The organism is Devosia sp. Root436, from assembly GCF_001426345.1.
Classification (GTDB): Bacteria; Pseudomonadota; Alphaproteobacteria; order Rhizobiales; family Devosiaceae; genus Devosia.
Genome location: NZ_LMEM01000012.1, coordinates 265153 through 288644, shown reverse-complemented (window position 1 = coordinate 288644; position 23492 = coordinate 265153). Strand labels below are relative to the sequence as shown.

Genomic DNA, 23492 nt, shown 5'->3' with positions numbered 1-23492 from the left:
TCGGGAGTGACCAATTCCGTCCTCCCTTCCGTCTGGCCCGATGATTATCACCTGTCCACATTGCCAGACCAAGTATCAGGTGACCTACGAGGCCATCGGTTCGGCCGGCCGCAAGGTGCAATGCGCCCATTGCCAACGTGCCTGGCAGCAGCAGGCGCTCGACAGGGATGATGCCACCCCGGCACAGAAGGACGCCTTCGAGGCCATGGCCGAAGACGGGCTCGACGAGGCCCTGACGGCCGAGGAACGCGCCGTGGCGAGCGACGTCACGCGGCGCCTCGAACTGGAACAGCAGATGCAGGCGGCCAGCATGTCCAGCGCGGCGGCCAAGGCCGATGCGGCCGTCCTGCGCAAGCGCCAGATGGCGTTCACGCGCCGGCAGACGGCCATGGCGGCCGAATTGCCGCTGGCGCGGCTGCGCCGCACGTCGCGGATTGCCGGCTTCGTCGCGCTCGGGCTGATCCTGGTTACCGGCTATTTCGGCCGCATCGAGGTGGTGGAACGCTTTCCGGCCATGGCCGGCGTCTATGCGGCGGTGGGCCTGGGCGTCAATGTCGTGGGGCTCGATTTCTCCAACGTATCGAGCCTGCGCACGCTGCGCGACGGCAAGGAAGTGCTTGTCGTGTCGGCGCAGATCGTCGGCATGATGCCCGAGCCGGTGCCGGTGCCGCCTGTCGTGGTGACGCTGATCGATGCGCATGGCCAGGGCATTTATGAATGGAGCGTCGCGCCTTCGGTGCGCGACCTGATGGGCGGCGAGCGCTCGACCTTCGATACCCAGCTCCCCTTGCCGCCGGGCGAAGCGACACGGGTTCGCCTCAGCTTTGCCGGCGGGCAGAGCATCCCCATAGTCGCGGCGGGTGCCAGGGCCGCCAACGACCGTGCCGAGGCCCCGGCGGCCAAAGCATCCGAACCCAATACTACTATTCCGGAGCAGCATTGATGGCCCGCATTCTGGTTGCCGAAGACGATCCCTCGGTACGCGCCTTCGTGGTCAGCGCCCTGACGATGAAGGGCCATGAAGTGGTGGCCGAGGAGGATGGCGGCCTTGCCGCGGAGACGGTCGATGCCGAGAACGGACGCTTCGACCTGCTGCTGTCGGATATCAAGATGCCGATCATGGACGGCATCGGACTGGCTTTGCATGTGGCGGCCAAATATCCCGGCATCATCATCGTGCTGATGACCGGCTTTGCCGACCAGCGCGAGCGGGCGCATGGGCTCGAGGCGCTGATCTACGATGTCATCACCAAGCCCTTCACCCTAGCCGACCTGATCGCCAAGGTCGACGACGCGCTGGCAGGCAAGCCGGTGGAAGTGCTGTCGCTGGCCCGGCAGGCGCGGGAACAGTAGGCCTGTCTCACACCCAGTCGGGCACTGAATCCAGTGCGATCAGCTCGTCGAGGCTCTTGCGCGGGCGGATGACATGGAACCTGTCGCCATCGACCAGCACTTCGGGGATCAGCGCCCGCGAATTGTAGGTCGAGGCCATGACTGCGCCATAGGCGCCGGCGCTCATCACCACAAGCAAGTCGCCTTCCCTCACGCCGGGCATGGTGCGGGCCTTGGCGAGATAGTCGCCCGTTTCGCAGACCGGGCCGACAATGTCGGCGGTGATGGGGGCGAGGTTGGAGTGGTTGACCGGCACCACGTCGTGATGGGCTTCGTAAAGCGTGGGGCGGATGAGATCGTTCATCGCCGCGTCGACGATGACGAAATTGGTGCCGCCTTCCTTCACATATTCCACCTTGGTCACCAGCAGGCCGGCATTGCCGACGAGCAGGCGCCCCGGCTCGATCACCAGGGTACAGCCGAGCTGGCCGACCTTGTCGCGGATCACAGCGGCATAGGCCTCGGGGTGCGGGGGGGCTTCCTGATCGTGATGATAGGGGATGCCCAGCCCGCCGCCGACATCGACATGGCTTATATCGTGGCCATCGGCGCGTAAGGTCTTGACCAGCTCCGCCATGAGGCCAAAGGCGGTGCCGAAGGGTTCAAGATCGGTCAGCTGGCTGCCGATATGCATGTCGACGCCGACGGCCTCGACATTGGGCAATTCGGCGATGCGGCGATAGACGTCGCGGGCGCGGGCATAGGGGATGCCGAACTTGTTCTCGGCCTTGCCGGTGGAAATCTTGGCATGGGTGCGGGCGTCGACATCGGGGTTGATGCGGACGGAAATATGGGCGGTGAGGCCCATGTCCGAGGCGACCATGGAGAGACGTTCGAGCTCGGGCTCGCTCTCGACGTTGAAGCATTTGATGCCGGCCTCAAGCCCGCGGCGCATTTCGGCGACGGTCTTGGCGACGCCGGAAAAGACGATCATCTCCGGCCTGATGCCGGCGGCCAGAGCGCGCTCCAACTCGCCCAGCGAGACCACATCGGCTCCGGCGCCTTCCGATGCCATCAGCTTGAGCACAGCCTGGTTGGAATTGGCCTTCATGGCATAGGCGAGGAGGGTGGGGATGCCCTCGAAGGCGGCCTTCACCACCCGCACATGCCGGCGCAGAGTGGCGCTGGAATAGACATAGAAGGGCGTGCCGACCCTGGCCGCGAGGTCGTTCAGGTTGACGTCCTCGGCAAAAAGGGTGCCGTCGCGGTGTTCGAAATGGTGGACCAAGGCATCGTCCTCAAAATATCCACACCCACGATGTCACGCCTGCGCCGGAATGACATTGAGAGAGGTTGATAGTTCCGTAGTTCACTGCTACCGAAAACAAAAGCAAGACTTACCGATCCGGCTCATAAGCGGCTTCGATGCGGTCGGCGACCAGCGCTTGCAATTGCCAGAGGTGGGGATCGTGGATGCCTATCTCCTCGAGATGCCGCACGGTGGCGAAGAGATATTCGGCCATCGAGCCGCGAGAGCCCACGGCGGTCGCCAGGACGTCGGCTATGGCATCGATGGTGAGGCCCGAGACGTAGCGGCCGGAATGGCGGTCGATGCAGAAGGTGATGGCGCGGATCACCCGGTCGCCACTCCGCGCATTGACCCAGCGCGGCGGAAAGGATGACGGCAGCCAGCCCATTTCGCGTTCCAGCAGCTTGGTCAGGCATTCATCGATCTTGCCCGGCGGCAGGCGGTAGAGCACGCCATTGCAGGCGCCGCCGCGATCGAGCGCCAGCATCAGCCCAGGATTGGCGTCCGACCCGCGAAAGCGGTTGTTCCAGCCCAGGCAGAAGGCGCGGTGCCAGCCGCGCACCAGCCCGGTACGCATCTCGACGAAGTCACAGGCCGGTTTCCAGATCAGCGAGCCATAGGCGAAGATCCAGACTTCGTCATGGTCGTGATCGGGCGGCAACAACTGGGCAATGGTGGCGGTGAAGTCTTCCGGTGTCGCGATGCGCATGCCTGATGGCGGCGGCGGCATATCCTCGGAGGGCGCCTCGGGGCTGAGATAGCCGACATGACGCTCGGTGAGGCGCATCTGTCTGCTTTTGTTATGCAATGTTCTCTCCGTTCTTCCCTTCTCCCCTTGAGGGAGAAGGTGCCCGAAGGGCGGATGAGGGGTCCTGCGCCATCTATAAGCATTGAAGCATAGGATGGCGCAGAACCCCTCACCCGGAAATTCTTCTGGACGAAGAATTTCCGCCCTCTCCCTCAAGGGGAGAGGGGTAGGATCGGGGCTCGCCACAAATTACTCAACCCCCCCCTTCACCATGGCCGCCATGCTTCTTCTTGCCCAGGGGCCTCGGCTCATGCGGCTGGCCGGTGAGTTCGGTTTTCCAGCGCGCGGCCTGGATCAACACGTTGGCGGGGGCCGTGCCGCCATAGCTCTGCCTTGCGGCGACCGAGGCTTCGACGGTTAGAACCTTGTGGATGCGGCTGTCGATGCGCTGGTCGATGAACTTGAAGTCCTCGATGGTCAGTCCTTCGAGACCGCAGCCTTTCTGCTCGGCCAGGGCAACGATCTGTCCGGTAATATGGTGGGCGTCGCGGAAGGGGATGTTGATCTCGCGCACCAGCCAGTCGGCTATGTCGGTGGCGGTGGAAAAGCCTGCCGAAGCCGAAGCCCGCATGCGCTCGCGATTGGGCACCAGATCGCCGACCATGCCGGTCATGGCGGCCAATGACAGGGAGAGGGCGTCGAGCGCGTCGAAGGCGACTTCCTTGTCTTCCTGCATGTCCTTGGAATAGGCCAGCGGCAGCCCCTTCATCACCACGAGCAGGCTGGTGAGCGCGCCCAGGATACGGCCGATCTTGGCGCGCACCAGTTCGGCGGCATCGGGATTGCGCTTCTGCGGCATGATCGAGCTGCCGGTGGTGAACTTGTCGGAAAGCCGCACGAAGCCGAACTGGGCGCTGCTCCAGATCACCATTTCCTCGGCAAAGCGCGACAGGTGCATGGCGCAGATCGAAGCGGCGGCCAGGGTTTCGAGGATGAAATCGCGGTCGGACACGGCATCGAGGCTATTGGCCGTCGGGCGGTCGAAGCCGAGCTTTTCGGCCGTCATGTGCCGGTCGATAGGGTAGGGCGTACCGGCCAGCGCGGCCGAGCCCAGCGGGCTTTCGTTCAACCGTTTGCGTGCGTCGAGCAGCCGCCCGGCATCGCGCCCGAGCATTTCGACATAGGCGAGCAGGTGGTGGCCGAAGGTCACCGGCTGGGCGCTCTGCAAATGGGTGAAGCCGGGCATGATGGTCTCGGCTTCGTCCTCGGCGCGGGTCACCAGCGCCAGTTGCAAGGTGTTCACCTGCACCACCAGCGTATCGATGGTGTCGCGCACATAGAGCTTGAAATCGGTCGCCACCTGGTCGTTGCGCGAGCGGGCCGTGTGCAGCCGGCCGGCAGCATCGCCGATCTTTTCGCGCAGCCGGCTTTCGACATTCATGTGAATGTCTTCCAGCGCCCGCGAGAACGTGAAGCTGCCGCCCTCGATTTCGGCCAGCACCTCGGTTAGACCCGCTACAATGCTGTCGCGGTCTTCATGCGTCAGAATGCCCGTCTCGGCGAGCATTGTGGCATGGGCAATCGATCCGGCAATATCCTGGCGGAACAGGCGCTGGTCGAACCCGATCGAGGCGTTGATTTCTTCCATGATGGCGTCGGGGCCGGTGGCAAACCGTCCGCCCCACATCTTGTTGCTCATTTCCGGAGACCTCTATGACCGACACGCAAGCACCCCGCCCCGGAGCGACGAGCCGGGTCCGGCTATGGGTCATCCTGGGCCTTGTGGGATTGGCGGTAGCTATAGCGGCGTGGGTGTGGCTCGGCAATGCCGGGCAGGCAAAGGAATGCCCGGTGCAGGCCGAGGATGCCGCAGCCATCGACATGGCGGCGGTGGGCGAGCTGGCCGCACTCAACGGCACCGGCGAGGGCCGGGGCTATGCGGCCATGGCCTTCAAGGACGCTGCCGGCACCGCGATGACCATTGCCGATTTCAAGGGCAAGGCGCTGCTGGTCAATTTCTGGGCAAGCTGGTGCGTGCCGTGCCGCGAGGAAATGCCCGCGCTCGATGCCCTGGCTACCAAATACAATTCGGACGCCTTCATGGTGCTGCCTGTCAATCTCGACATTGGCGAGGGTGGGCTTGAAAAGGCGCAGGCCTTCCTCGACGAGAACAACTTTAACAACCTGCCGCTCTATGCCGACAACACCTTTGCCGCGTTCGAACGGCTCAAGCAGCAGGCGGTGGCGATCGGCCTGCCGGCGACGCTGGTGCTGGATGAGAATGGGTGCGAACTGGCCGTGTTGCAGGGCCCGGCGCATTGGGACACGCCCGATGGCGAAGCGGTGATCGAAAAGCTGCTGGAGCTTGGGGTCTAAAGCGAGTCGCGATCTTTCAGATTCGCTCCGTTCGCTTTAGCCTTTTGATTTCACGCATGTCTTTGTCCCGAAACCGGGCCCACTTTCGGGAGACATGCTCTAGACCAGCCTGTCCACCACGGCGCCGGAATCGATCAGTGTCGGTTCGACTTCGTCTGCCGGTTTGAACAGCGCCTGCCTGGCCTCTTCCTTGTCGGCCGCGACCATCAGGTCCATGCGCAGCTTGGCGACCTTGGCCAGGTGGGGTGTGGTGGCATCGCCTTCCCGGTGGACAAGGCGATTGATCATGACGGCTGGGCCAATTCCAAGGGCGCTCATCGGCGGTCTCCTTGCTTGCTAGGCCGTTTTGTCGACCTTGGTGCCCTGGCCGGGCGGGGGTGCCGACTGCGACACCTCGATCAGGGTGTTGATCAGGTCGGTCTGCATCTCGTTGGCTTTTTTGAACACGGCAATCTGCATGCTGTTCTGCAGCTTGACCGAGTTCATCTGCATCATCTGCATCGAGAGGTCGGAATTCATGCCGGACCTCCTTTTCGCTGATAGCCCGACATTCAGCCTAGGGATCGGATGTAAACAAAACCTTGGGCAATCGTGGCAATTTAGTGAAATTTGCAAAGGTCGCAGGCCTTTACCCCGCATTAACGGCGCTGGACGGAGTTGTCGCGGGCGCGGCCGCAAGTTCACGCCTCGCTTACGCTTCTATCGGCAAATGGTGCCATTCGATGCCCGGAGCCGGTCCGCAAGCCATGCTCGTCCAGGAACTGCTTCTCGCCCTGATCCACGGCGTCAGCCTGCTGGCGCTGCTGGCTATCGCCTTTGGCGCAGTCGAGCGGCAACTCTGGCATCCCATCCTGCGCTCGCTGATCCACGGGGTGATCTTCGGCATCGGCGCGGTTGTCGCCATGATGGCGCCGGCCCATATCGGGCAGGGCGTGATGGTCGATTCGCGTGCGCTTATCGTGGGCTTTGCCGCCGCCTTCGGCGGTTGGCCGGCGGCGCTGGTCGCCGTGGTGGTCGGCGCTGGCTACCGGATTTGGCTTGGCGGCGCGGCAGCGCTACCCGGTGCGGTGGGAATCGCGGTGGCGGCATTGCTCGGACTGGGCTGGCGCTATTTCCTGCGCCCCAGGACGCGCATCAAGGCGCGGCACCTGGTTGTGTTGGGCCTCGTAGTCTCGTGCTATCTCTTCACCGGCATGAGCATGGGCTATGCGAGCATGGCGACGCTGCTGAGCCTGATCGGCCCCTATATGGTCGCCGCTTCGGTGTTCGCCTCGGTGCTGCTCGGCCTGTTCGTCGACCGTGAGCTCAACCAGATTGCCCGCGAGCAGCATTGGAAAACCCGCGCGCTGACCGATCCGCTGACGGCCCTGCCCAATCGTCGCGCCTTCGAGCGCGGCATTGCCGGACTGCGGCCCGATGACCGCTCGGCGGCGCTGCTGCTGATCGATCTCGACCACTTCAAGGTGGTCAATGACACCCATGGCCACGCGGCGGGCGACTATGTGCTGCAGCAGATATCGATGATCCTGCGGGCCAATATGCGCAATCGCGACCTGCTGTCGCGGCTCGGCGGGGAGGAATTGGCGGTGCTGCTGCCCGATACCGATCCGGTCGCGGCGCAGGTGATCGCCGAGAGATTGCGCCGGTCCATCGAGACGCTGGACATCCATTGGGAAGGGCGAACCATCGCCATCACGGCCAGCTTCGGTGTCGCCGTCGGCCCCGGCACCACACCCAGCGACGCGCTGTTCGTGCAAGCCGATGCGGCGCTCTATGCCGCCAAGCGCGGCGGGCGCAACCGGGTCGTGTTTTCGGGGGAAATGCTGCTGCGGTCCCCGGCGGCAGTGGGCCCGGCGCTCAGTATCGTGGAATCACCACACCGTGCGGCCTGACCCTACTCCCTGGCGCCGCCCTTCTTGACGTCGCCATTGCTGCCCGGAATCCAGAGCACGTCCTTGACGCCATTATTGTTGGCGACACGCGCCAGCACGAAGAGCAGGTCGGAGAGACGGTTGAGGTAGCGCACGGCTTCGGGGCTGGTATCGGCCTCGGTTGCGGCCAGTTCGACGGTGATGCGCTCGGCCCGCCGGGTCACCGTGCGAGCCACATGGAGGGCCGCCGCGAGGGGTGAGCCGCCGGGCAGGATGAAGCTCTTCAGCGGCTCGATATCGGCATTGTAGTGGTCGATCTGCTTTTCGAGGAATTCGGTCTGTACCGGACGGATGCGCAGCGAGGGATAGTCGGCGTCGGCTTCGTCGGCGCCGGGCGTTGCCAGGTCCGAGCCGACATCGAACAGGTCGTTCTGGATGCGGCCCAGCAGCATATCGATCTTGGGCATGGAGGCGGTGTGCAGCCGCGCCATGCCGACGCAGGCATTGGCTTCCTCCACCGTGCCATAGGCTGCGACCCGCAGGTCGTATTTGGGGCGGCGGGGGCCGCGCACCAGGCCGGTTGTGCCGTCGTCGCCGGTCTTGGTGTAGATGCGGTTGAGCTTGACCATGGCCGGGATTTAGCCGCGTCCGCCGAAGAGGAACAGCGCGGCCAGCAGCAGGATCAGGGCCACGGCCTGGCCGGCGACGCGCAGGCGCATCAGGCGCTGGCTGGTATTGCCCGGCCCGCCCTTGAGCATGTTCCACAGGCCCATGCCGAGCACGATGACGACGAACAGCAAGGCGAGGGCGATGGCGATATTGAGAGCGGTCTGCATGAGGTCCTGCCGAAAAGGTTGCTAGGCGTTGATATAGGTGAGGAGACCCTCGGCCAGCGCGTCATAGATGGCACGAATCCGGTGCGACGTGAACAAATCCCTGTGCGTGGTCAGCCAGATTTCGAGCGGCGGAATGGCCAGGTCGATCGGCAGGGCGACGATTCCCGGGGTGCGCCGGGCCAGGTTTTCCTGGGCAAAGCCAATGCCAAGGCCGGCCTTGATCAGTTCCCACAGATGCGGCTGGTCGTCGGAGCGCAGGACGAAATTGTCGCGGCTGAGGGTGATGCCGAGGTTGCGCGCATGCAGCAGGATGGCGTCGGACCGATCGAACCCGATCAGGTCGTGGCTCCATAGTGCGTCGACCGATGCCGGTGTGCCGCGGCGCTCCAGGTAGCGCTCATGGGCGGCGGGTACCAGCGCGATGTCGCCCAGCCGGCGGGTGACCAGTTCGAGCTGGGTGGGGCGGAACATGCGGATGGCGATGTCGGCCTCTCGCAGCAGCAGGTTCTCGGCCGAATCGGAGGGCACCACTTCGATGGCAATGCGCGGATGGCGCTCCCGGATGCCAAGCAGCAGGTCGGGCAGGACATAGTTGGAAATCATGGCGCTGGCGGTGATCCGCACGGTGCCGCCCGGCTCGGCCTGCGCTCCTTCGGCCAGCATGGTGGCCGTGGCGAGATTCGCCTCGGCCTCGGCTACGGGCCCATAGAGCTGCAATGCAGCGGCGGTGGGCTTGAGGCCGGTCAGCGTGCGCTCGAACAGCGGCAGGCCCAGGCCGGCTTCCAGCGCCTCGATATGTCGGCCCAAGGTGGGCTGGCTGAGCTTGAGCGCCCGCGCGGCGGCAGAGAGCGAGCCATTGGCGATCACCGCGGCAAAGCTGCGCCACAGCGACCAGTCCGGTTGCCTATTCATGGTTGAATGTCAAACCCACGAAAAACGAGAATAGTGCAACATTATTGCATTGGGCATGCTGGTGTCATCAACAAAGGAGCACAGCATGTCCAAGGGTAAGGTTACGGTTCTCGGCAGCAACGGTCACCTCGGCAATGCCGCCATGGTGGCGTTTCGCGATGCGGGCTGGCAGGTTACGGGGCTGGGACGCAGCAATCGCCGCCCGGTGGAGCATACGCGGTTCATCGCCGGGGATGCCGACGATGTCGCGGTGGTCAAGGCCGCCATCGTCGATGCCGATGTGGTGGTCCATGGTCTGCATCTGCGCTACGACGGCTGGGGCAATGGCCGGGCCGAGGCGCAATTGCAGGTGGTGATCGACGCCATGGCGGGCAGCGGCAAGACGCTGCTATTTCCGGGCACGATCTACAATTATAGCGCGGGCGACCGTATCATCGGACCGGACTTGCGCCAGCGTGCCGAGGCGAAGCGCGGCGATATCCGCATCCGGCTCGAACAGATGCTGAAAGCGGCGGCCGAGGCGGGGCAGTTCCAGGCGATCATCCTGCGGGCCGGCGATTTCTATGGTCCGGGCAATCGCGGCGAGTGGTTTGAACAGGCCATGCTGATGGAGCATGCCAAGGGCCGGCTCTATCACCTGGGCGACCTCGATATGCGTCATTGCTGGGCCTATCTGCCCGACCTGGGCCGGGCCTTTGCGGCGCTTGGCGAGCAGCGTGCGCAGCTCGCCGCCTTCGAGAACCGGCACTTTGCCGGCCATTGGGTGACCCATCGCCAGGTGATGACGGCGATTCAGCAGGCGGCCCCGGCGCCGCTGGCGGTCAAGCCGATGCCGTGGTGGTTGCTGCGGGCGCTGGGGCTGGTCAATCCGGTAATGCGCGACATCTACCGCATGCGCTACCTGTGGCGCAACGAAATGGAACTGACCGATCCGCGCCTCCATGCCCTGCTGGGTCCGGATTTCGCCACGCCATTCGACGTGGCGGTACGGGTGACGGTCGAAGAACTTCTCGGCAAGGCGGTGAAGAAGGCCGCCTGATGCCGACATCCCCTCCGGCCCCGAATCTACTGGACGATCCCGACCGCTCTGCGCACATCGTCCGGCGTCCATCCCCTGGCCCGCAGGTCGGCAAGGCTCTTCGAGCCTTTCGACTTGCTGAGCTTGCGGCCCTCGTCGTCGAGGATCAGCCGGTGGAAATTGTAGATGGGCGAGGGCAGGCCCAGCAGCATCTGCAGCAGGACATGAATGTCGGTTGCCGCCTCCATATCGCGGCCACGGGTGACATGCGTCACGCCCTGGGCCGCGTCGTCCACCACCACGCTCAGGTGATAGCTTGATGGCGTGCCCTTGCGCTGCAGCACCACGTCGCCCCAGCGTTCGGGCCGTGCATGACGGACTTGCGGGCGGTCGGTTACCAGCGGCCCGACCACCGAGAAGGTCAGCATGCCGGCGCTGTCGATGGCTTTTGCACTATCGAGCCGGAACTGCACCGCATAGCCCCGCTGCAGCCGCTCGATCTGCTGCCCCCGGTCCAGATGCCGGCAGGTGCCGGGATAGAGCGGCGCCCCATCGGGATCGGTGCCGGTAGCCGCGGAGGCAATGTCACTGCGTGAGCAGAAGCAGGGATAGAGCAGGCCCAGATCGCGCAGGTGGTTGCCCGCATCAGCATAGGCGTCCATATGCTGGGACTGCTGCCGCACCGGCTCGGGCCAGTCGAGGCCGAGCCAATGCAGGTCATCGAAGATGGAGGCGGTGAATTCGGGTTTACTGCGTTCGGCGTCGATGTCTTCGATCCGCAGCAGGGCCGTGCCGCCGAGCAGGCGCGCCGCCTGCCAGGTATAGAGCGCCGAAAAGGCGTGGCCGAGATGCAGCAGCCCGTTGGGGCTGGGAGCGAAGCGAAGGACGGGACTGGATGACTGCTTTGACACGGGGCGTTTCTACATGAGCGAGTTGCTGTCGTCACCGCGGCTTGACAGCGTCGCTGCTATTGCCGGTCATATCGAGGCGCTGGTGGCAATCGATCCCCGGTTGGCCGCGGTGCGCGATTTTGCCGGCGATGTGCAGCCACGCGTCGCCCAGCGCGGCTTTGCCGGCATGGTCAAGGTGATCTGCGGCCAGCAGGTGTCGGTCGCCAGCGCCAATGCCATCTGGGGGCGGTTCGCAAGCCTGCCCGGCGCGCTCGACCCGGTGACCTATCTGTCGCTCACCGAAGAGGCGGTGCGGGGCGCCGGTTTTTCCGGCGGCAAGTTCCGCACCGTGCGCGCCATTGCCGAGGCTATGGTGGCCGGGACGCTCGATTTCGATCATCTCGAAACCCTGCCGGCCGAGGCGGCCGTGCGCTATCTCGCCGCCCATAAGGGCATCGGGCCATGGACGGCAGAGGTCTATCTCATGTTCTGCGCCGGTCATCCCGATGTGTTTCCCGCCGGCGACCTGGCTCTGCTCAAGGCGGTGCAGCATGGGCTCGGGCTTGACGCCCGTCCCACCATCAAGGACATGATCGGCATTGCCGTCGGCTGGACGCCGCACCGTTCCGCCGCCGCTTTGCTGTTCTGGCGCTATTTTGCGGTCATGCGCGACCGGGAAGGAATTCTTCTGTGACCAAGCTCTCCGGCCCCATGTTGCCGCCGGCCTCGGGCGGCCTGCCCAAACAGGCCGTGGTGCTGCTGCATGGCTATGGCAGCGATGGCAATGACCTGATCGGGCTGGCGCCGCAATGGCAGGGCGTTTTGCCCGACGCCGTGTTCATCTCGCCCAATGCGCCCGAACCGTGCCGGCAACTGGCCTTCGGCTTCCAGTGGTTCGATGTCAGCATGGAGGGCGACCGGCTGGCCCGGCGCCAGGAGGGCGTGGCCAGTGCCCGTCCGGTGCTGATGGAGTTTCTAGATGACCTGTGGAGCCAGAGCGGCATCGGGCCGGAAAACACCATCCTCGTCGGTTTCAGCCAGGGCGCCATGATGGCGCTGCATACCGGGCTGTCGCTGGAAAAGCCGCTGATGGGCATCATCGCCTTTTCCGGGGCCTTCGTGCCGCCCGAGGGTTTCGGCAGCCGGCCGCTGGCCAAAAGTCCGGTCTGCCTGGTGCATGGCGACAGGGACGCGGTGGTCGATCTCGAGCACAGCGCCGACGCCGAGGTGGCCCTGCGGCTGGCGGGTTATGATGTCGCCTATCATGTGAGCGAGGGTGTCGGCCATGGCATCGCCCCGGATGGGCTGGCTTTCGCCACCGCCTTCATCCAGAGAATTGCCGCGAAATAGGCGTCGATGACGCGAGCCACCACTTTTCCAGAAAACGCTATGCTCCCCGCTTCACAGCCCTGACACAAAGGGCTTAGTATAAGGGAGCTATGGACTTACTCGATTCCCGCTCCGGGAGACTCAAGTGACGATCCACGTGTCGCCTGAGGCCTGTCCCGCATTGGTGCTGAATGCCGATTTCCGGCCTCTCAGCTACTACCCGCTTTCGCTATGGTCGTGGCAGGACGCCATCAAGGCAGTGTGCCTGGATCGGGTGAATATCGTGTCGCATTACGACACGGTCATCCACTCCCCCAGCTTCGAGATGCAATTGCCCAGCGTGGTGTCGCTGCGGGACTATGTGAAGCCGGCGCGCCACCCGGCCTTCACCCGCTTCAACGTGTTCCTGCGTGATCGCTTCCAGTGCCAGTATTGCGGCAGCAAGGACGATCTGACCTTCGATCACGTCATTCCCCGTTCCAAGGGTGGCCAGACCACCTGGGAAAATGTCGTGGCCGCCTGCGCGCCGTGCAACCTGCGCAAGGCCAACCGCCTGCCCAGCGAAATCCGCATGTTCCCGCACCAGAAGCCTTATCACCCCACGGTGCATGACCTGCACAACAATGGCCGCGCCTTCCCGCCCAACCACCTGCACCAGAGCTGGCTGGACTATCTCTACTGGGATATCGAACTGGAGCCGTAGGGCCGGTCTCTTGCGCGGGACATGGCCAATAACTATTATTGGTTTGCCCCAAGCGGAGAAGAGCCATGGCGATTAGTGCGGAATTGGGTGACACCCTCGAAAAAGTCGTGACCGACCTGGTCGAAAATGGCCGCTACAACTCCAAGAGCGAGGTCCTGCGCGAAGGCGTCAGGCTAGTACAGGAGCGCGAGGCGCGGCTAAGGGCGGCGCTGGAACGGGGGATGAAGGATATAGAGGAAGGGCGCGTCAAGCCGCTCGATGAAGTAGCTGATCGTCTGATTGCGAAATACCAGAGAATGGCGGACGAGCAGTCATCATGACTGTCACGATTGCTGCGGAAGCGGACGCGGATCTGAAGCGATTGCCGGCTATATCGCTGCCGATAGTCCGCTTCGCGCGGTGTCGTTCGTTCAAGAGCTGGTGGCCAATTGTCACGCCCTCGTGGTTCGGCCGCTTCGCCAACCCATTGTCGCTGACTATGGGCAGCGCTTGCGGCGATTTCCGTACAAGGGCTACTCGATCTACTATCAGGTCAACAGCGCCGAGGACGTCGTCGTGGTTCACATTCTGAACGATGCTATGGATCATCGCCGAATTCTGGACAGCTAGTGGGACTGATAGAGCTGTCCAGTTCTAGGCTGCTGATTCCCGTTCAGCCCCGCTTGCGCCGCATCTGCGCGGCGATGGAAATGCCCAGCAGCGCCACGATGGCCACCGAGACCAGCGCGTTGTAGCCCGCCAGCGAGATGCCGAGGAAGCGGAACTGCACCACGTCGCAGCCGATGACCGGGGTCAGGTTGCTCAGCGCGTCGAAATCCATCATCTCGCCGACCCCGGTGCAGGCCGTCGGCCCCGGCCAGAAGCCCCATTCGACGCCGGCATGATAGGCACCCATATAGGCGCCCCAGACGAAGATGGCAGTGACAATGGCCATGGCGATGTACCATACCGCGAGCGGCAGGCGGTTCCAGGTGACCAGCACCGCCAGCAGGATCGGCAGGCCCCAGTAATAGGCCATGCGCTGTTCGAGGCAGAGCTCGCAGGGCACCAGCCCGCCGACGACCTGCGAGCCCAGTGCCCCCAGGATCGCCGCCAGCCCGATCAGGAAGGCGAGGCCGGCCGATTTCTTGTCGAGCGGGTGGAGGATGGATGCGGCCATGCTGGGAACTCTTGGATGACGCTGAAACAGGGGCTGGCATAGACCGCCATTGCGGCCGATTCCAGAGAGCAAACGGGCTTGTGATCAGTCGCCGGGCAGGCCGATGCCGGCGGCCTGGCGCAGGGCGATGGCATTGGCCGGGGCGTGCAGCTTGTCCTCATGGACGAAATAGGCAAACACGTCCTTGCCATCCGCGGCCCAGGCTTTGACCGTCCCGGCCCAGTCGGCGATGTCGGACGCCTGGTAGCCATCGCCGCGGGGCGGCCCCTGCAACCGGCAATAGGCGAAATCGGCGGTCAGCTCGCGTGACGGATTTTCGGCCGTATCGGCAATGACGCGGGCCACATTATGCCCGGCCAGCAGTCCATTGACCTCCGGCAGGTCGAAGCTGGCATTGCGCATCTCGATGGCATGCCGGATGGGACCGACCCCATCAGTGGCAAGGAATGGCGTGGATTTGAGCCGCCCATCGGCCTTGCCGGCCAAGGCGGCATAATCCGCCGTGTTCCGTGGCAGCAGCCTGAGGAAGGCTGCCAGCACGTCCCTGTCATAGCTGACATTGGGCGGCAGCTGCCAGACGAAGGGTCCGAGCTTGGCGCTCAGAGCCAGGGGCCCCGAGGCGAAGAAATTGGCCAGTTCCTGTTCGCAGTTCTTGAGCCGCTTGATGTGGGTGACCAGTTGCGGGCCCTTGATCGAGAACACGAAGCCCTCGCGCGCCTCGCCGGCCCATTTGGCGAAGCTCTCGGGCTTCTGGTTGGCGCGGAAGGTGGCGTTGATCTCGATGCTGCCGAGGCGCGAGCTGGCATAGGCCAGCTCCTTTTTCTGCACGAGGCCGGCGGGAAAGAAGGTGCCGCGCCAGGGCTCGAACACCCAGCCGGCCGTTCCAGTGCGTATCGCGCCAGTCGTCATGCCGGGAAATCCTCCACTACCTTGGCCTCGGGCCAAGCTAGCGCAAACCGTCCGGGTCTGCATCGAAATATGCGGGCAGGAGGGGCGCAACCCGGCTTGCCAACCCGGCTTTTTGGGCAGACCTTGCCGGCTTGATCGACTGCGCCCGGAGCAGAAAATGGAAAAATACGTCTTGAGCACCGTGGGCCTCTTGGTGCTTTGCCTCGTCTCGCTGGTCCTGGCGGTCTATTCAGGTCGCTCGAAGGGGGCGGCCGGCGCATTGGCGGGCCCGGTGCTCGATGCGCGTGACGACAACAGGCTTTATCGCATCGACCGGGTCCACATGAACTCGGTCGAGGCGTTGACGCCGTTCGCCATACCCACGGTGCTGGCCATGCTGCTCGGGGTGGAGCCCATGTTGCTCGCCGCGCTGGTCTGGCTGCACCTGGCGCTTCGGTTCATCCATCTCTCCGTCTATCTGCGCGGCGGCGAGGCGGCCAGGGGCGGCAAGTTGCGGACGGTGCTCTATGTGTCGTCCGCGCTGGTGACCCTGGTGCTCATTCTGGCGACGGCCTGGGCCGCCGTTACCGCCTAGAACTTGTAGTTCAGCCCGGCGCGTACCACGCTGAAGCGCTGCGAGGCGTCGATATTGCCGATGGGGGCGGGCAGGCCGCTATAGGTCTGGGTGCCCAGGTCGACATAGAGATATTCGGCCTTGATCGAGATGTTCGAAGTGGCCTGGGCTTCGAGGCCCACGCCGGCGGTCCAGCCCATATGGGTGGCCGATTGCGAGGTGACGACGCCATTATCGTAGCTGGCCGAGCCGCGTCCCGCCGCAATGCCACCGGTCACATAGGGCATGACCTGGCCAAAGCTCATGCCGGCGCGGCCGCGCAGGGTGCCGTAGAAGTCGATGCCGGTCTTGAAGGTGCCGCCCGGAACGGCTTCGGAAAAGTTGACATTGGTCCATTGCAGGTCGCCTTCGGCGCCCAGGATGAACCCGCCCATGTCCATATTGTACCCGGCCTGGCCGCCGAGGCTCCAGCCGCCAGTGTTGTTGGTCGCCTGTGCGCCGGGGGCGGGCGTCACGGTCTGGGTGCCCCAGCCATAGCCGCCGCTGACGCCGGCATAAAAGCCCGACCAGCCCGAAGCGGGGGTGGGCGAATACATGGGGCTGGCGCCGCTGTTCCAGCCGAGATCGGCGGCCTGGGCGGCTGATGTCAGCGAAAGGATCGCGGAAAGCATGATGCCGATGCGCTTCATGGATGTCCTCGTCTGCAATAGGGATGAAGGTTTTCGGCAAAATGCGACCGAAGAAATTAACACCCCGGTAAGGAACAAGGTTAACGCCATGCGGTATCGCCATGGCTCGCCGTCACCTCTGCGTGAGGCGTATGAATGGTGGGTGCTTAGAAGCTGGGGCGCGGCCGCGGATACGGCACGGCGCCATCGCTCGCCACCGGCAGGCCGGGGCGCAGGTCGCCGCTGAGCGCGGCTTCTTCGGTCGGCGCGGTGAAAACCGGCACATGCACGGGGCGCGGACGCGGCAGGTTCACGCCCACGGCGATACGACCAAGGTCGGTCGCCACATAGGATGCCGCCAGCACCGTATCGGTGAGGAAGCTCGGCTGGCCCTTGAGTCCCATGGGAAAGGCCGCTTCCTGGGCCGCCGTATAGGCCTTGGCGTCCTTGCCGCAGATTTGCGACCGCATGTCGACCGGCAATGCGCCGGGATTGTTGCCCAGCGTCAGCACGGTCTGGCCGGTGGGCGTGGCCGCGCCGGAGAGGCCGCGCAGGATCAGTTCGGCGGTGCGCTCGTTGCGGTCGCGCGCCGAGGCGCCGCCCAGGAGCACGGCGAGCAGGTGGCGGCCATTGCGGTCCACTGTCGCCACCATATTGAGGCCCGAGGCGCAGATGAAGCCGGTCTTCATGCCGGTGGTGCCGGCAAAAGTTTCGAGCAGCTTGTTTTCCGATTCCAGCTTCTTGCCGTTGAGCATCACCGTGCCGGTGCCGAAGATGGGCAGGTATTGTGGGAAGCTCTGGCGAATATAGAGCGAAAGCACGGCCAGATCGCGCGCCGAGGTGACCTGTGCGGGATCGTGCAACCCATTGGCATTGGCATAGTGAGTCGCCGTCAGCCCCATGCGCGCGGCGGCGTCATTCATCAGCGCCACATAATCCGCCTCGTCGCCGGCCAGCGTTTCGGCAATGGCGACGGCCACGTCATTGGCCGATTTGACCAGCATGAGATAGAGCGCGTCCTCCAGGGTTACGGCGCTGCCGATGGCGAGGCCCGATTTGGACGGCGCCTGGTTGAAGGCCTTCCTGGAAATCACCACCGGGGTTTCGAGCGTCACCTTGCCCAGGGCGATCTGCTCGAAGGCGACATAGGCCGTCATCAGCTTGGTCAGCGAGGCCGGATGCCAGGGCTGGCCGGCTTCCTGGGCGTAGAGCACGTCGAAACTGTCCATATCCACCAGCAGCATCGGATTGGCGCGGGCTGGCGCGAGGCTCAGCAGCGCCAGCATGAGGACGAGGACGAAGCGGCGGGCGAACAGCAAGGGGAAACGGCTCCGATGGGCGGGAAAGGCGGCATTCTCTTAGCAGCGGGGGCGGTGCACCTCAATGCGCGGCAGCGACGCTGACAGGCTTTTGAACCTGCCTTACCCTTCCGTGTGGAGAGGTAAAGAGCTAAACCGGGAGCATCAGCGTCGTGTTGCGCGTTACCGTGCCGCTCAGCGGCAGGTCGGTCGAGGACAGGCCAGCAAGCAGGGTGAAGCTGCCGTCTTCTACCAGCCAGTGTTTCGCCTTGACCCGGTAGAAGGCAAAGGCGCGGGCATCGAGGGCCAGCGTGACCCGCCGGCTTTCGCCGGCGTCCAGCCGCACCTTGCTGAATGCCTTGAGCTCCTTGGCCGGGCGTGGGTCGGATGAGGCGTCATCAGACACGTAGAGCTGCACCACGGCCGAGCCCTCACGGTCGGATGTGTTGGTCACGGTGACGCCCACCATCACATTGCCCTCGGTCTCGAATTCGGCATCGTCGATGCTGAGATCGGAGAGGCGGAAACTGGCATAGCCCAGCCCGAAGCCGAACGGGAACAATGGGGTAATGCCCAGCCGGTCATAGTGGCGGTAGCCGACGAAGATGCCCTCATCGTAGCGCACCTTGCCCTCAAAGCCCGGATAGACCTCGTGGTCCTGGCTATGGGCCGGGTTATCGGCCCAGCGCACCGGAAAGGTCTGGGGCAGGCGGCCCGAGGGTTCGGCGGCTCCGGTGAGCACATCGGCAATCGCATTGCCGGCCTCCTGGCCCGGATACCAGGCCTGGATGAGCGCGGCGACCGAACCGATCCATTCCATTTCCACCGGGCCGCCGGTCTGCATCACGACAATTGTATTGGGATTGGCATTGGCGATGGCCGCAACCAGCTCGTTCTGCCGCCCGGGCAGGTCGATCGAGGGCAGGTCGCTGCCTTCGGTGTCCCATTCGCCGTTGCGGCCGATAAAGACCACCGCCGTATCGGCATTGCGGGCCGCGCGCACGGCTTCGGCAATGGCGTCGCCGCCCAACGGCAGGCCGATGCCGGCGGCAAAGGCGGCGAGGCCCAGCGTGGCGAAATCCTTGGTGGCAAATTCGATCACCACCTCATGGGCGCGGCCGGCTTCCAGCGCCACAGTGCCCACCACTTCGTCGCAGCCCTCCTCGAAGAAGGTACGGCCCTTGGTCCAGTTGGTCCAGGCGTCGGCAATCAGCTTGCCGTCGACGAAAACCCTGGCGAAGCCGGCCGAATAGATGCCGACGCGGTGGGTACCGCTGACCTCGGGCACATAGTTGCCGGTAAGGCGGGCGGAAAAATGCAGTGGATCGACCTTGCCCTCGGCGACATGGCCGATCCAGAAGGCCTGGGCATCCTCCTGCGTGCCTGTTTGCACCGGCTCGCCGCTGAGCTTTTCGTTGGCGAAATATTCTATCCTGAAGCTGCCGCGCAAAACTGGCTCGAAGCGGTGATTGGTGCAGCCCGGCGCATAGCGCAAGCGGTCCTCGCCCACAGCCGCAACCAGTCCATCCCAGGGCGAGACGCGGTAATGCGCGTTGAGCTGGGCGCTGCCGCCCCCCATGATCTGGGCGATCTTGGCATTCGGCCCGATGACGGCAATGGTGCCGTCGCCCCTTAACGGCAAAACGCCATTGTTCTTGAGCAATACGGCGGCTTCTGACCCGGCGCGGCGGATCAAGGCGCGATGCTCCGGCCGGTCATCGGCCGTTTCCTTGAAGTCCCTGTGGTCCTCGAGCGAGCCGACCCGCTGCATAAGCCGCAGCATGGCGATGGCGCGCTGGCGCAAGGTGGCTTCGCTCACCGCGCCGGATTGTACCGCCTCGATGAGCTTCTGCCCGCGATCACGTGGGGGCCCGGGCATTTCGAGGTCGAGCCCGGCATTGACCGTCTCCGCTGTCGAATGGCTGCCGAACCAGTCCGACATGACGATGCCGTCATAGCCCCACTCCTTGCGCAGCACGTCGGTCAACAGCCAGTTGTGCTCGGAGGTAAAGGTGCCGTTGAGCCGGTTGTACGAGCTCATGACGCCCCAGGTCTGGGCCTTCTTCACCGCCCATTCGAAGGGAATGAGATAAATCTCGCGCAAGGCCCGCTCGTCGATCTCGCTCGACATGGTGGTGCGCTCGATCTCGGATTCATTGCCGACGAAATGCTTGATCGTGGCGCCGATGCCCTCGCCCTGGAGCCCGGTGATATAGGCCACGGCCAGCTCGCCCGACAGGATCGGGTCTTCTGAATAGCATTCGAAATTGCGCCCATTGGTCACTGAGCGTTGGATGTTGACCGTGGGTGCCAGCAGCATATGGGCCTGCTTGGACTTGACCTCGTCGGCCAAAGCCGCGCCGATTTCCCTGACCAGTTCGGTATTCCACGTCGCGCCTAGCGCGATGCCGACCGGGAAGCTGGCCGATTTGACGCCGCCGATCAGCGAGCCGCCGCCGCGCGCGCCGTTGGGTCCGTCGGTGACGCGCAGCTTGCCGATGCCTAGCCGCGCCACCGCCGGAACCGACCAGAAATCTTCGCCGGACAGGATCGACACCTTTTCCTCAAGGGTCATCTGGTCGGCAAGGGCTTCGATACGGTCGCTCATGGGGCCTCCTTCACGTCACGGCAGGCCGACAAGACAGTGCCACCAAGGCGCTGTCAACGTCGATTATCGATAATGTTATCTGCCAAATCAGCGCGGATTGATCGGTGTCTGCGGTCACACTCCTTTCTCGAACTAATGCGACTTTGTACCCTAGGCACAATAGAGAACTGTGTTTATATTTGTGCCTGAGTTACGCACGAGAAGGAACAGCAATGTCACTGCATGACACATCCAAGCCCGCCAATTGCACGGCGATGTCCGATGTCCTCAATCGCATCGGCGACAAGTGGAGCGTGATGGTGGTGGGCATGCTCGGCCGCAACGGCACTTTGCGCTTCAACGAGCTCAAGCGCATGATCAACGGCGTTTCCCAGCGCATGCTGACCCTGACGCTGCGCAATCTGGAGCGCGATGGGCTGGTGACCCGCACCATCTATCCCGAAGTACCGCCGCGCGTCGAATATGGCCTCACCGAAATGGGCAAGACGCTCGACGGTCCCATCAGCAAGCTGTGGGACTGGTCGGCCGAGCATCATGCCGCCATCATCGATGCCCGCGCCGTCTATGATGCGCGCGAAAACGCCGTGGCCGCCGCCGAGCCGCGCAAGGTCGCCTACGCACGCGGCTGAGCCATGTGGACCCGCGCGGCACTGGCCGAACATCTGGCGGCGCTCGGCCTCGTACCCGGCGACGCGGTGCTGGTGCATGCCGGCCTGCGCTCGGTCGGCCCGATGCTGGGCGGGCCGGATACGCTGATCGATGCGCTACGCGATACGGTGGGACCAGATGGGACGATCCTGGGCTATTGCGACTGGAACTATGACGACCGCGACCTGGCCGATCCGGCTTTGCGGCCGCATGTCCCGCCTTTCGATCCGACGCGTTCCCGCGCTACGCGCGACAATGGCGCCTTCCCCGAATTGTTGCGCACCACGCCCGGCGCCCGCCGCAGCGGCAATCCCGGCGCGTCCTTCGCCGCCCTGGGTGGCAAGGCGGATTGGTTTACCGCCGACCATGCGATGGATTATGGCTATGGCCCGCAATCACCGCTGGGCAAATTAGTGGCCGCTGAGGGCAAGACGCTGCTGGTGGGCGCGCCGCTCGATACGATGACGCTGCTGCACCATGCCGAGCACCTGGCCGACATCCCCGGCAAGCGGCTGCGCCGCTACCAGAGCCCCATCCTCGTCGATGGGCATACGGTGTGGCGGAGCTTGGAGGAATTCGACACGTCGGATCCCGTCGTCGAGGGGCTGGCGGACGACTATTTCGAAGAGGTGGTGGAAGATTTCCTCGCCACCGGCCAGGGCCGGCGCGGCCTCATCGGCCACGCCCCCTCGGTCCTGGTCGCCGCCCCGGCCATCGTCGCTTTCGCGGTGGATTGGCTGGAGCGGCGCTTCAAGCGCTAATAGTGCAGTCTAAACCAGCGCCACGATCTGCTTCTTCTTCCAGACGAACTGGTACCAGCTCGCCTGCAGCACCAGCATCATGGTGAAGCTGGTGGCATAGGCGATCCAGATGCCTGTCAGCCCCAGGCTGGTCTGGCTCAGCAGGATGGCGCCCGGCAGCTCGATGCAGAGGATGCAGGCCAGCGACAGGATCATCGGCGCATAGACCGTGCCGCTGGCGCGCATCATGCCCGAAAATACCACGCTCCAGCCGAAGCAGAGGATGCTCCACAGCACCACATGCAGCAGCGTCTCGGTCAGCTCGATCACTTCCGGATCGGTGATGAACAAAGCCACCAGGTGCTGGCTGAACAGATAGGCCAGCACGATCAGCCCACCGGTAATCACAAGGTTCAGCAGCAGTGCCGTGCGGGTGATGGGCCCGAGCTGGTGCAATTGACGGGCGCCGATGGCCTGCGCCGCGAAGATCGAGGCGGCGATGCCGATCGACATGGCTGGAAACTGCACATAGCTCATTACCTGCCCCAAGGCGCCATAGGCCGCCGTGGCGTCCGAGCCGAAGCGGTTGACCAGCCCGATCACGACGATGCCGGCGATGGAGGAAATCACCATCTGCAGGCCCGCCGGCACGCCGAGCTTGAGGATCAGCCCGAGCAGCTTGAAATCGGGCCGCATCATGGCGCCGAGCAATACTGCGTCGGGCGCCAGTGGCATGTTGCGGGCGCGCATATAGACGAACAGGAAGATCAGCACCGTGATGAAGCCGGCGATGAAGGCCCAGGCGGCGGCATTGACGCCCAACTGCGGCAGGCCAAACCAGCCCTGGATCAGGGCCGGCGTCACCAGCATGGAGACAACCATCGACAGGATCAGCGAGAAGAGCGGCGTGATCGTATCGCCCACGCCGCGCAAGACCGACGTGACCACCAGGAATACGAAGAAGCCGGGCATGCCGATCAGCACGATGCGGGCATAGCCCACCGAGAGGGCGCGGATATTTTCGGGCGCGCCGAGCACGGTCATGATCTGTTCGGTCAGCAGCCCGCCGAAGATGGCGACGATCAGGCCCAGCACCAGGGTTGCGGCCAGCGTGGTGCCCGCCACCTGCTTGACCTTGTCGACATTGCGGGCCCCCCAGGCCTGGCCGATCAGGATGGTCGAGCCGGCCGAGAGCCCGATGATGAAGCTCATCAGGAAGAACATGATGGGGAAGAAGGTAGCGGTGGCCGCCAGTGCCTCGACGCCGATCATCTGCCCGATATAGATGGAATTGATCGTGCCGGAGAGCGCCTGCAGGATATTGGATGCCATGAGCGGCACGAGAAACACGGCAAATCGCTGCCAGAGCGGCCTGGACTGGGGGTTCATTTGAACACTCCTGAGAACCTCGACAAATAATCGCGCGTCACGTCACGGGCCCGGAAGCAGTGGTGATCTGAGCAAAGTTCAGGCCGCTGCAGGGACCGATTCACACCCCGAAGGCGGGGCGCAGGCTGGACGGGCGCGGGAGGCATGGAAATGACACGGGCGGTTCTACTACGCCCGGGGCGGGGGTGCGTCAATG

General features: G+C 64.2%; 28 protein-coding genes. 13 read left to right on the top strand and 15 right to left on the bottom strand.

The window, feature by feature from the left end:
• Window positions 1-40 precede the first annotated feature (40 nt).
• Window positions 41-943, top strand: a complete 903-nt coding sequence (locus ASD04_RS14415; protein ID WP_056258282.1) for a zinc-ribbon domain-containing protein — start codon at window positions 41-43, stop codon at window positions 941-943.
• Window positions 943-1353, top strand: a complete 411-nt coding sequence (locus tag ASD04_RS14410) for a response regulator (RefSeq protein ID WP_056258281.1) — start codon at window positions 943-945, stop codon at window positions 1351-1353. Before ASD04_RS14415 ends, ASD04_RS14410 begins: the two co-directional genes overlap by 1 nt.
• A 7-nt stretch (window positions 1354-1360) precedes the next feature.
• On the opposite strand, the gene lysA is transcribed toward ASD04_RS14410, so the two are convergent.
• From lysA to argH, 3 genes are all read right to left on the bottom strand, one after another.
• The gene (gene lysA / locus ASD04_RS14405) at window positions 1361-2620 is read right to left on the bottom strand and encodes a diaminopimelate decarboxylase (protein WP_056258277.1); all 1260 of its coding nucleotides are present in this window, start codon (window positions 2618-2620) and stop codon (window positions 1361-1363) included.
• 109 nt (window positions 2621-2729) lie between these two features.
• Entirely contained in the window at window positions 2730-3449 is a 720-nt protein-coding gene (locus ASD04_RS14400; RefSeq protein ID WP_156461261.1) for a gamma-glutamylcyclotransferase, read from the bottom strand.
• A gap of 193 nt (window positions 3450-3642) precedes the next feature.
• The gene (gene argH / locus ASD04_RS14395; protein ID WP_056258271.1) at window positions 3643-5088 is read right to left on the bottom strand and encodes an argininosuccinate lyase; all 1446 of its coding nucleotides are present in this window, start codon (window positions 5086-5088) and stop codon (window positions 3643-3645) included.
• Window positions 5089-5102: 14 nt separating this feature from the next.
• On the opposite strand from argH, the gene ASD04_RS14390 reads away from it, so the two are divergent.
• The gene (locus ASD04_RS14390) at window positions 5103-5765 is read left to right on the top strand and encodes a redoxin family protein (protein ID WP_056258267.1); all 663 of its coding nucleotides are present in this window, start codon (window positions 5103-5105) and stop codon (window positions 5763-5765) included.
• Window positions 5766-5864: 99 nt separating this feature from the next.
• Here the strand turns inward: ASD04_RS14390 and ASD04_RS14385 are convergent, their stop codons facing one another.
• Both ASD04_RS14385 and ASD04_RS19625 read right to left on the bottom strand, forming a co-directional pair.
• Entirely contained in the window at window positions 5865-6083 is a 219-nt protein-coding gene (locus tag ASD04_RS14385) for a hypothetical protein (RefSeq protein ID WP_056258264.1), read from the bottom strand.
• 18 nt (window positions 6084-6101) lie between these two features.
• A complete protein-coding gene (locus ASD04_RS19625; protein ID WP_056258262.1) occupies window positions 6102-6284 on the bottom strand; it encodes a putative motility protein in 183 nt (60 codons plus the stop codon).
• Window positions 6285-6487: 203 nt separating this feature from the next.
• Here ASD04_RS19625 and ASD04_RS14375 point away from each other — a divergent pair, with 203 nt between their 5' ends.
• The gene (locus tag ASD04_RS14375) at window positions 6488-7657 is read left to right on the top strand and encodes a diguanylate cyclase (RefSeq protein ID WP_082531244.1); all 1170 of its coding nucleotides are present in this window, start codon (window positions 6488-6490) and stop codon (window positions 7655-7657) included.
• A gap of 2 nt (window positions 7658-7659) precedes the next feature.
• Here the strand turns inward: ASD04_RS14375 and ASD04_RS14370 are convergent, their stop codons facing one another.
• Genes ASD04_RS14370 through ASD04_RS14360 form a run of 3 tightly spaced genes read right to left on the bottom strand, consistent with a single transcriptional unit; the run spans window position 7660 to window position 9384 of the window.
• Window positions 7660-8265 carry a cob(I)yrinic acid a,c-diamide adenosyltransferase gene (locus tag ASD04_RS14370; RefSeq protein WP_056258257.1) on the bottom strand — a complete coding sequence of 202 codons (606 nt, stop codon included), beginning with the start codon at window positions 8263-8265 and terminating at the stop codon, window positions 7660-7662.
• Window positions 8266-8274: 9 nt separating this feature from the next.
• Window positions 8275-8472, bottom strand: coding sequence for a twin transmembrane helix small protein (locus ASD04_RS14365; protein ID WP_056232985.1), 198 nt, complete (start codon window positions 8470-8472; stop codon window positions 8275-8277).
• Between the two features lie 21 nt (window positions 8473-8493).
• Complete coding sequence (locus ASD04_RS14360; RefSeq protein WP_056258255.1) at window positions 8494-9384, bottom strand: LysR family transcriptional regulator; 891 nt, start codon at window positions 9382-9384, stop codon at window positions 8494-8496.
• An 85-nt stretch (window positions 9385-9469) separates the two neighbouring features.
• Between ASD04_RS14360 and ASD04_RS14355 the strand changes: the two genes are divergently transcribed.
• Window positions 9470-10423 (top strand): NAD-dependent epimerase/dehydratase family protein, encoded by a 954-nt coding sequence (locus ASD04_RS14355; protein WP_056258253.1) that lies wholly within the window; start codon window positions 9470-9472, stop codon window positions 10421-10423.
• Between the two features lie 26 nt (window positions 10424-10449).
• Here ASD04_RS14355 and gluQRS read toward each other — a convergent pair whose 3' ends face one another.
• Window positions 10450-11313, bottom strand: coding sequence for a tRNA glutamyl-Q(34) synthetase GluQRS (gene gluQRS / locus ASD04_RS14350; RefSeq protein WP_056258250.1), 864 nt, complete (start codon window positions 11311-11313; stop codon window positions 10450-10452).
• Between the two features lie 13 nt (window positions 11314-11326).
• On the opposite strand from gluQRS, the gene ASD04_RS14345 reads away from it, so the two are divergent.
• From ASD04_RS14345 to ASD04_RS20005, 5 genes are all read left to right on the top strand, one after another.
• The gene (locus tag ASD04_RS14345; RefSeq protein ID WP_056258248.1) at window positions 11327-11986 is read left to right on the top strand and encodes a DNA-3-methyladenine glycosylase; all 660 of its coding nucleotides are present in this window, start codon (window positions 11327-11329) and stop codon (window positions 11984-11986) included.
• Complete coding sequence (locus tag ASD04_RS14340; RefSeq protein ID WP_082531242.1) at window positions 11983-12642, top strand: alpha/beta hydrolase; 660 nt, start codon at window positions 11983-11985, stop codon at window positions 12640-12642. Before ASD04_RS14345 ends, ASD04_RS14340 begins: the two co-directional genes overlap by 4 nt.
• Window positions 12643-12766: 124 nt before the next feature.
• Window positions 12767-13324 carry an HNH endonuclease gene (locus tag ASD04_RS14335; protein WP_056232976.1) on the top strand — a complete coding sequence of 186 codons (558 nt, stop codon included), beginning with the start codon at window positions 12767-12769 and terminating at the stop codon, window positions 13322-13324.
• A gap of 65 nt (window positions 13325-13389) precedes the next feature.
• On the top strand, window positions 13390-13644 hold the full coding sequence (locus ASD04_RS14330; RefSeq protein ID WP_056258245.1) for a type II toxin-antitoxin system ParD family antitoxin: 255 nt from the start codon (window positions 13390-13392) through the stop codon (window positions 13642-13644).
• Entirely contained in the window at window positions 13604-13933 is a 330-nt protein-coding gene (locus ASD04_RS20005) for a type II toxin-antitoxin system RelE/ParE family toxin (RefSeq protein WP_082531241.1), read from the top strand. Before ASD04_RS14330 ends, ASD04_RS20005 begins: the two co-directional genes overlap by 41 nt.
• Window positions 13934-13976: 43 nt before the next feature.
• On the opposite strand, the gene ASD04_RS14320 is transcribed toward ASD04_RS20005, so the two are convergent.
• Both ASD04_RS14320 and ASD04_RS14315 read right to left on the bottom strand, forming a co-directional pair.
• Window positions 13977-14483: a disulfide bond formation protein B gene (locus ASD04_RS14320; RefSeq protein ID WP_056258239.1), complete on the bottom strand. Its 507-nt coding sequence runs from the start codon at window positions 14481-14483 to the stop codon at window positions 13977-13979.
• 84 nt (window positions 14484-14567) lie between these two features.
• Window positions 14568-15392 carry a DUF72 domain-containing protein gene (locus ASD04_RS14315; protein ID WP_056258235.1) on the bottom strand — a complete coding sequence of 275 codons (825 nt, stop codon included), beginning with the start codon at window positions 15390-15392 and terminating at the stop codon, window positions 14568-14570.
• A gap of 157 nt (window positions 15393-15549) precedes the next feature.
• Here ASD04_RS14315 and ASD04_RS14310 point away from each other — a divergent pair, with 157 nt between their 5' ends.
• Window positions 15550-15966, top strand: a complete 417-nt coding sequence (locus tag ASD04_RS14310) for an MAPEG family protein (protein WP_056258233.1) — start codon at window positions 15550-15552, stop codon at window positions 15964-15966.
• Here the strand turns inward: ASD04_RS14310 and ASD04_RS14305 are convergent.
• The 3 genes from ASD04_RS14305 to ASD04_RS14295 form a co-directional block, all read right to left on the bottom strand.
• Window positions 15963-16634 carry an outer membrane protein gene (locus ASD04_RS14305; RefSeq protein ID WP_056258231.1) on the bottom strand — a complete coding sequence of 224 codons (672 nt, stop codon included), beginning with the start codon at window positions 16632-16634 and terminating at the stop codon, window positions 15963-15965. The two genes, ASD04_RS14310 and ASD04_RS14305, sit on opposite strands and share 4 nt — an antisense overlap.
• Window positions 16635-16780: 146 nt before the next feature.
• Window positions 16781-17932: a D-alanyl-D-alanine carboxypeptidase family protein gene (locus tag ASD04_RS14300; RefSeq protein WP_056258229.1), complete on the bottom strand. Its 1152-nt coding sequence runs from the start codon at window positions 17930-17932 to the stop codon at window positions 16781-16783.
• Between the two features lie 130 nt (window positions 17933-18062).
• Complete coding sequence (locus ASD04_RS14295; RefSeq protein WP_056258227.1) at window positions 18063-20519, bottom strand: glycoside hydrolase family 3 C-terminal domain-containing protein; 2457 nt, start codon at window positions 20517-20519, stop codon at window positions 18063-18065.
• A 212-nt stretch (window positions 20520-20731) separates the two neighbouring features.
• Here ASD04_RS14295 and ASD04_RS14290 point away from each other — a divergent pair, with 212 nt between their 5' ends.
• Together ASD04_RS14290 and aac(3) are read left to right on the top strand one after the other, a co-directional pair.
• The gene (locus ASD04_RS14290; protein WP_056258224.1) at window positions 20732-21148 is read left to right on the top strand and encodes a helix-turn-helix domain-containing protein; all 417 of its coding nucleotides are present in this window, start codon (window positions 20732-20734) and stop codon (window positions 21146-21148) included.
• A 3-nt stretch (window positions 21149-21151) separates the two neighbouring features.
• Window positions 21152-21928 (top strand): aminoglycoside 3-N-acetyltransferase, encoded by a 777-nt coding sequence (gene aac(3), locus ASD04_RS14285; protein WP_056258222.1) that lies wholly within the window; start codon window positions 21152-21154, stop codon window positions 21926-21928.
• Window positions 21929-21937: 9 nt separating this feature from the next.
• Here aac(3) and ASD04_RS14280 read toward each other — a convergent pair whose 3' ends face one another.
• Window positions 21938-23296: an MATE family efflux transporter gene (locus tag ASD04_RS14280; RefSeq protein ID WP_056258218.1), complete on the bottom strand. Its 1359-nt coding sequence runs from the start codon at window positions 23294-23296 to the stop codon at window positions 21938-21940.
• Between the last annotated feature and the right edge of the window lie 196 nt (window positions 23297-23492).